The organism is Streptomyces sp. NPDC057638, from assembly GCF_042800315.1.
Lineage (GTDB): Bacteria > Actinomycetota > Actinomycetes > Streptomycetales > Streptomycetaceae > Streptomyces.
In genome coordinates this window covers 1-6,165 of the sequence record NZ_JBHVHF010000391.1, presented here as the reverse complement: position 1 = coordinate 6,165, position 6,165 = coordinate 1, and the positions used below count along the sequence as shown (strand labels likewise).

The 6,165-nt window shown below is 70.9% G+C and carries 5 protein-coding genes and 1 tRNA gene; 3 read left to right on the top strand and 3 right to left on the bottom strand.

Going from position 1 to position 6,165, the window contains the following annotated elements:
* On the top strand, window positions 1–2,116 hold a 2,116-nt coding region (locus tag ACFVIM_RS31625; RefSeq protein WP_384308737.1), incomplete at its 5' end, for an ABC transporter permease.
* Between the two features lie 306 nt (window positions 2,117–2,422).
* On the opposite strand, the gene ACFVIM_RS31620 is transcribed toward ACFVIM_RS31625, so the two are convergent.
* The 3 genes from ACFVIM_RS31620 to ACFVIM_RS31610 form a co-directional block, all read right to left on the bottom strand.
* Window positions 2,423–2,656: a hypothetical protein gene (locus ACFVIM_RS31620; RefSeq protein WP_384308734.1), complete on the bottom strand. Its 234-nt coding sequence runs from the start codon at window positions 2,654–2,656 to the stop codon at window positions 2,423–2,425.
* Window positions 2,653–3,024 carry an ArsR/SmtB family transcription factor gene (locus ACFVIM_RS31615; RefSeq protein ID WP_384308731.1) on the bottom strand — a complete coding sequence of 124 codons (372 nt, stop codon included), beginning with the start codon at window positions 3,022–3,024 and terminating at the stop codon, window positions 2,653–2,655. Before ACFVIM_RS31615 ends, ACFVIM_RS31620 begins: the two co-directional genes overlap by 4 nt.
* A gap of 689 nt (window positions 3,025–3,713) precedes the next feature.
* Window positions 3,714–3,786 (bottom strand) — tRNA-Ala (locus tag ACFVIM_RS31610).
* 179 nt (window positions 3,787–3,965) lie between these two features.
* Here ACFVIM_RS31610 and ACFVIM_RS31605 point away from each other — a divergent pair.
* Both ACFVIM_RS31605 and ACFVIM_RS31600 read left to right on the top strand, forming a co-directional pair.
* Window positions 3,966–4,514, top strand: coding sequence for a helix-turn-helix domain-containing protein (locus ACFVIM_RS31605; RefSeq protein ID WP_384308728.1), 549 nt, complete (start codon window positions 3,966–3,968; stop codon window positions 4,512–4,514).
* A gap of 154 nt (window positions 4,515–4,668) precedes the next feature.
* On the top strand, window positions 4,669–6,114 hold the full coding sequence (locus ACFVIM_RS31600; protein WP_384308725.1) for a protein kinase: 1,446 nt from the start codon (window positions 4,669–4,671) through the stop codon (window positions 6,112–6,114).
* Window positions 6,115–6,165 lie beyond the last annotated feature (51 nt).

Sequence of the window (6,165 nt, the reverse complement as noted above, 5' to 3'; positions counted from 1 at the left end):
GATCGCCCTCGATGAGCGGCTCGCCGAGCGCACCGGGCTGCGGCCCGGGGAGAAGGCGGCCGTGATCACCCGTGACGGCGCCCGGGAGTACACCGTGTCCGCGCTGGTGACCGGCCCCGGCGCGGCCGAGACGGTCTTCCTGGCCGATACGGACGCCGCCACCGCCTCCGGACGACCCGGCACCGCCGACGCCATCGGGATCCTCACCACTCCCGGGACCTCCGTCGACACTGTCCAGCGGGCCGTGGAGCAGGCCGTCGGCGACCGGCCCGTCTCCGTACTCTCCGGCGATGAACGCGGCCGGGCCGAGGACCCCGGCATCGTGCCGGACGGCTCCAAGCTGATCACCCTCGCCTCGGTCTTCGGCGGGCTCTCCGCGATGGTCACCGTGTTCGTGGTCTCCAGCACCCTGAGCCTCTCCATCCAGCAGCGCCAGCGCGAGATGGCCCTCCTGCGGGCGATCGGCACCACCCCCGGCCAGCTACGGCGGCTCATCGTCGGCGAGACCCTGTTGATCTCCATCATCGCCACCGCCCTCGCCACCCTCCCCGGACCGCTCCTGGGCCGCTGGCTGCTGGACGCCTTCGCCTCGGCGGACGTGGTCTCCGAGGGCATCGCCTACCGGGCGGCCTGGGTCCCGCTGGTGATCGGCGCCGCCACCGGGCTGATCTCCGCCGTGGGCGCCGCGTTCATCGCCGCCCGGCGCCCGGCCCTGACCCGGCCCACCGAGGCCCTGGCCGAGGCGGCGGTGGAGAAGGGCCGACTCAGCCGGGTCCGGGTGGTCTTCGCTCTGCTCTGCCTCGGTGGCGCTACCGCCCTGGCCCTGGTCACCGCCCATATGGACGGCCCCACCGCGGGCAGCACCGCCACCCCCGCCGCCATGCTCTGGACCGCCGGCTTCGGGCTGCTCGGCCCCACCCTCAGCACAGCCGTGGTGGCGGTCGTCCGCCGGCCGCTGTGTACCTTCACCGGTCTCGCCGGACAGCTCGCCGCCGCCAACGCGAAGGCCCGCGCCACCCGGCTGGCGGGCGCGGTGATGCCCGTCATGCTCGCCACCGGCCTGGCCAGCGCGCTGATCTACCTTCAGACCACCCAGTCCACCGGCTCGGAGCGGGCCTTCGAGGAGAGCCTGCGCGCCGATCTGACGGTCGCCTCCGCCGTCGGCGGACTGCCACTGGAGATGGTCGCGACGGTACGGAGCCAGCCCGGCGTCGCCGCGGCCTCCGCCCGGATCAACAGCCTCGGCTATATCGAGCGGCGCGACGCCGGGGAGAACCCCGAGGAGGCCGACCCCATCGAAGTGCCTCTGCTCGGTGTCACCCATGAGGGCCTGGAGAAGACCACCGGCTACCACGCCGCCAGCGGCAGCCTTGACCGGCTGAGCGGTGAGACCGTGGCCCTGCCCGGCGCGTTCGCCCGGGAAAGCGGCTACGAGCTCGGCGACTCCGTTCCGATGCGCCTCGGCGACGGCTCCCGGGTCCGACTGGAACTGGTGGCCACGGTCGATGGCCGCCGTGGCTATGAGACGGCGCTGCTGCCCGCGGCCCTGATGGCCCCGCACACCTACCAGGGTCTGGTGCCCCAGATCATGGTCCGGGCCACCGAGGACACCAGCGTCTCCGAGCTGCGACAGACCCTGTCGAAGCTCTCCGCCCAGCAGCCCGGCCTGATGGTGGCGGACCGCACCGACCTCGCCGATCTCCACGCGAAGGGCGATGAGACCCAGGCATCGATGTCCTATCTCGTGCTCGCCGTGGTCGTGGGGTACTCGACGATCGCGCTGGTCAACACCCAGGTGATGGCCACGACCGAACGGCGCCGGGAGTTTCTGCTCCAGCGTCTGATCGGCGCCACCCGGCGCCAGGTGATGCGGATGATGACCGTGGAGGCCGTCCTGGTCGCCCTGGCGGGGATCACGCTCGGAGCGGTGGTGGCCCTGCTGACGCTGATACCGCTGAGCATCAGCGTGCTCGGTTCGCCCATGCCCGAGGGCTCACCGCTGATCTTCACGGCCGTGGTGCTCTCGGCCTTCGGGCTGACCCTGCTGACCACACTGGTCTCGGCGGGACTGGTGCTCCGTAACCGTCCAGCGGGAGTGGCGGGCACCCGCGATTGACGTCCGCTCCCGGCCTCCGGTGCTCCCGTCCGACGGCCGGGCGCCTGGGTACAACACCCCGCACCGCGACACCACCAGGTCGGCCCGCTTCAGCCGTGCGGCCCCGGACCGCTCTCTCGTTCCCTGCCGCGATGTTTCACGTGAAACACGCCCTCGGGGACGGGCGTTCCTCAGGGCACCCGGGGACGGCAGGACCGTGAAGTGAGCGGCCCTACAGGCGGACGGGGGCGCGGGAACAGACCGCACAGCGCGCCGCACGAGCGTCCCCCCGCCCAGGGCCGTCCCAGCGTCCACCGACGGCGAGCGTCAGTCGACGCTGCGGAGCAGTCCCTCGATGCCCTTGACCCGACCGGTCAGATCGGCGAGCTGACTCTGGAGGACGCTGTGGTTGACGGCCGCCTCCTCGGCGAGCTTGCGGTAGGACTCCACCGCCGCCGCGTCCGCCCGGTGCCGCTGGAGTCTGAAGTACGCGACCACACTCGCCGTGATGCCGCCGACGACGATCAGCACGATGGCGATGGCAACAACCGCGCCTGTCATGTGCGCTTCCCCTTCTTCACCTTGTCATCCCCTGGCGCCACCGAAGCGTCCCCGGTCATCGCCCCGTGCGCCGCGCTGTCGTCGGCTCGTACGGCGGCGATGATCGTCTCGGCGGTCACATGAAGGTCGAAGTCTGTCAGCTCGAAGTACTTCAGTGCCTTGCCATCCGAGGAGAGCTCCAGGCTGCCAACGACGAGCCCAGCCTTCTCCAGACGTTCCAGATGCATATAGAGCAGAGGGCGCGAGACCCCCAACCGCCGGGCCAGTTCACTGACGTACATCCGGCCACCGGCCAACTCGGCGACGACCCGGAGCCGCTGTGCATGGCCCACGGCAGCGAGCACAGCCAACAGCTCCTCACTGGTCACGCGCGGCCCTCTCGGCTGTTCCGGTCGTCATCCATCTGCCAGCCGAGACTTCCGCATGCCCGGACCACTGTCAAACCTCCCCGGAGCGGGACACCACAACCGCCGTCACCAGCACTTCCGCACCGCTGAGCCAGGGCCCGTCGAGGATCCGGGGCCATCGTCACGACCGTCGGCGACCCCTCGCGCACCCGAGCCAGGAGAGTCCCTTTCCCGGTTCACCGTGGTCCCCGCCACCTCCTTCCGTGGCGGCCGACGCGGTTCGGCGTCGATACGGCCGAGCGCACGGATCGCGAGGACACCCCGGCGGAGGTCGATAGCCACGGCCATACGTCCTGCCACCCACGCCACCGGGCGGCCAGCACGACGCTCCCCCCGGACCGAGGGCGCCGGCTCTGGAAGGGGGACCCGGGTGGCGCCATTCCTGCGACGGAGGCTTCAGACGGGCGCCCACAGATCCATACCGCCGTAGCGGACCGCCTGGATCTTCACACCCCGGAGCCACGTTCCGCCCCGCCATGCTCCTCAGCACCACGGAAAACCCCCACCACGTTTCACGTGAAACATCCCGGGAGACCCGGCCCACCAGGGCGCGTCAACACCGCGCCCTCCCTGCACCCGCCGACCTTCACCCCTCAACGAAAAAAGACCCCTCCGATCGCGTTTCCGCAGATCAGAGGGGTCTATCACGGTGGAGCCTAGGGGAGTCGAACCCCTGACATCTGCCATGCAAAGACAGCGCTCTACCAACTGAGCTAAGGCCCCGGACGGACAACCATAGTGACCCCGACGAGGTCACCGTCACCATCGCAGCCCAGAGTACCGGGTGTTCCCCGCGATCCTGCAAAAGGATGGGGACTCCCGGCGCACGACCACTCTCCGTAAGATGCTGGTCGAGGTTCGCACCAGCGAAGCCCGCTTCCGGGAGCGATGGGGAGACGCAGATGGACGCTGCTCAGCAAGAAACAACCGCCAGAGCCCGTGAGCTGCAGCGAAGCTGGTACGGAGAGCCGCTGGGCGCCCTCTTCCGTCGGTTGATAGACGATCTCGGGCTGAACCAGGCACGCCTCGCGGCCGTGCTGGGACTGTCGGCCCCCATGCTGTCGCAGCTGATGAGCGGCCAGCGGGCCAAGATCGGGAACCCCGCGGTGGTGCAGCGGGTACAGGCCCTCCAGGAACTGGCCGGACAGGTGGCCGACGGCAGTGTGAGCGCCGTCGAGGCCACCGACCGCATGGAGGAGATCAAGAAGTCCCAGGGCGGCTCCGTCCTCACCGGCACCAGCCAGACCACCAGCAGCTCGGGCGCGCCCACCGTGCGCCGCGTGGTGCGGGAGATCCAGTCGCTGCTGCGGTCGGTGGCCGCGGCGGGGGACATCATCGACGCGGCTGACTCCCTCGCCCCCACCCATCCGGAGCTGGCGGAGTTCCTGCGGGTGTACGGGGCCGGACGGACCGCGGACGCCGTCGCCCACTACGAGTCGCACCAGAGCTGACCTCACGACCCGGGCAACTTTCAGGAGCCGAACAACAAGCCAACCGATAGCCGACCGGGCGTGGCCGGGCGGCCCCGAACAGATTCCGAGCTGACCACGAGGCCGGTCCGGCGCACCAGTGCCTCACAAGGGAACGGGGAGCGAACACAGCGCGATGGGTGAGGTCTTCGCCGGTCGGTACGAACTGGTCGACCCGATCGGACGCGGTGGTGTCGGTGCCGTCTGGCGCGCCTGGGACCATCGCAGACGCCGCTATGTGGCGGCCAAGGTGCTCCAGCAGAGCGACGCGCACACCCTGCTGCGCTTCGTCCGTGAACAGGCGCTGCGGATCGACCACCCTCATGTGCTCGCCCCGGCCAGCTGGGCCGCGGACGACGACAAGGTCCTGTTCACCATGGAGCTGGTGAGCGGTGGCTCGCTCGCGCATGTGATCGGCGACTATGGCCCGCTTCCGCCCCACTATGTGTGCACCCTGCTCGACCAGTTGCTCTCAGGACTGGCGGCGGTCCACGCCGAGGGGGTCGTCCACCGCGACATCAAACCGGCGAACGTCCTGCTGGAAGCCACCGGCACCCGCCGTCCCCATGTGCGTCTCTCCGACTTCGGCATCTCCCTGAGAAAGGGAGAACCCCGGCTGACCGAGACCAACTACGTGGTCGGCACGCCGGGATACTTCGCGCCCGAGCAGATGGCCGGGGCTGAACCGGACTTCGCCGCCGACCTCTTCGCCGTCGGCTTGGTCGCCCTCTATCTCCTCGAAGGGCAGAAGCCCGACTCGATCGCACTGGTGGAGCACTTCGCCGCCCATGGCACCCCCGGCGCTCCCCGAGGCATCCCCGAACCCCTCTGGGAGGTCCTGGCCAACCTTCTCCAGCCGGACCCGGAGGACCGCTTCAAGACCGCGACCGGTGCGCGCAAGATGCTGGCCTCGGCGCTGGAACTGCTCCCCGAGGCGGGTCCCGACGACGAACCCGTCGAGATCTTCGACCAACTCGGCCCGCTGCCCCCGGGCTTCGGCCCGGACGGCCCGGACCAACCGCCCACCCCGGGCTCCATGGCCCCACCACCCCCCGCCCCACCGGAGCAGACCCCCTCACCGATCCCTCCCCGCCCCCACACCACTCCGGAAACCGGCGCCCACTCCCTCCTCCGACCACCCCTCCCTCCACCACCAACCGGTGGCCTCCCGGTCCCGCCCCCGCCCCGCCAGCCGCCGACCCCACCCCCTCACCCGGCCCAGCCGACCGGCCCTCCACCCCCGCCCACGACCCCCACCCCAGCACCGGGCCCCTCGCCTTCCGCCCACCCGGCCCGGGCCCCTCTCCCACCCACCCCCCTGCCGGCCATCCTCCCGTCAGCGGGCTATGCCCCGGCCCACGCCTCACCCTCCCCCCACCACGACCCCCTCACCACCCCCACCGGCCCGACCGCCCCGGTCCCCCACCCCACACCCACCAGCACCTACACCGCCCAGACCCCCCAGACCCTCCGCCCCGTCTCCCACCGCCGCCCGGGCCCCACCACCCGTGTCACGATCCCCGTACTCCTGCTGGCCCTGATCTGCTTCGCCGTGGGTATCTGGGCCCTCACCCAACCCTGACCACCCCGGTCCCCCACCCCCGGACAGCAGAAAGCCCCGGCCGCTCTCAGC

Bases quoted from the DNA above. Each gene is read 5' to 3' on its own strand.
- ACFVIM_RS31620 (WP_384308734.1), bottom strand. From the start codon at position 2,656: ATGACAGGCGCGGTTGTTGCCATCGCCATCGTGCTGATCGTCGTCGGC.
- ACFVIM_RS31605 (WP_384308728.1), top strand. From the start codon at position 3,966: ATGGACGCTGCTCAGCAAGAAACAACCGCCAGAGCCCGTGAGCTGCAG.
- ACFVIM_RS31600 (WP_384308725.1), top strand. From the start codon at position 4,669: ATGGGTGAGGTCTTCGCCGGTCGGTACGAACTGGTCGACCCGATCGGA.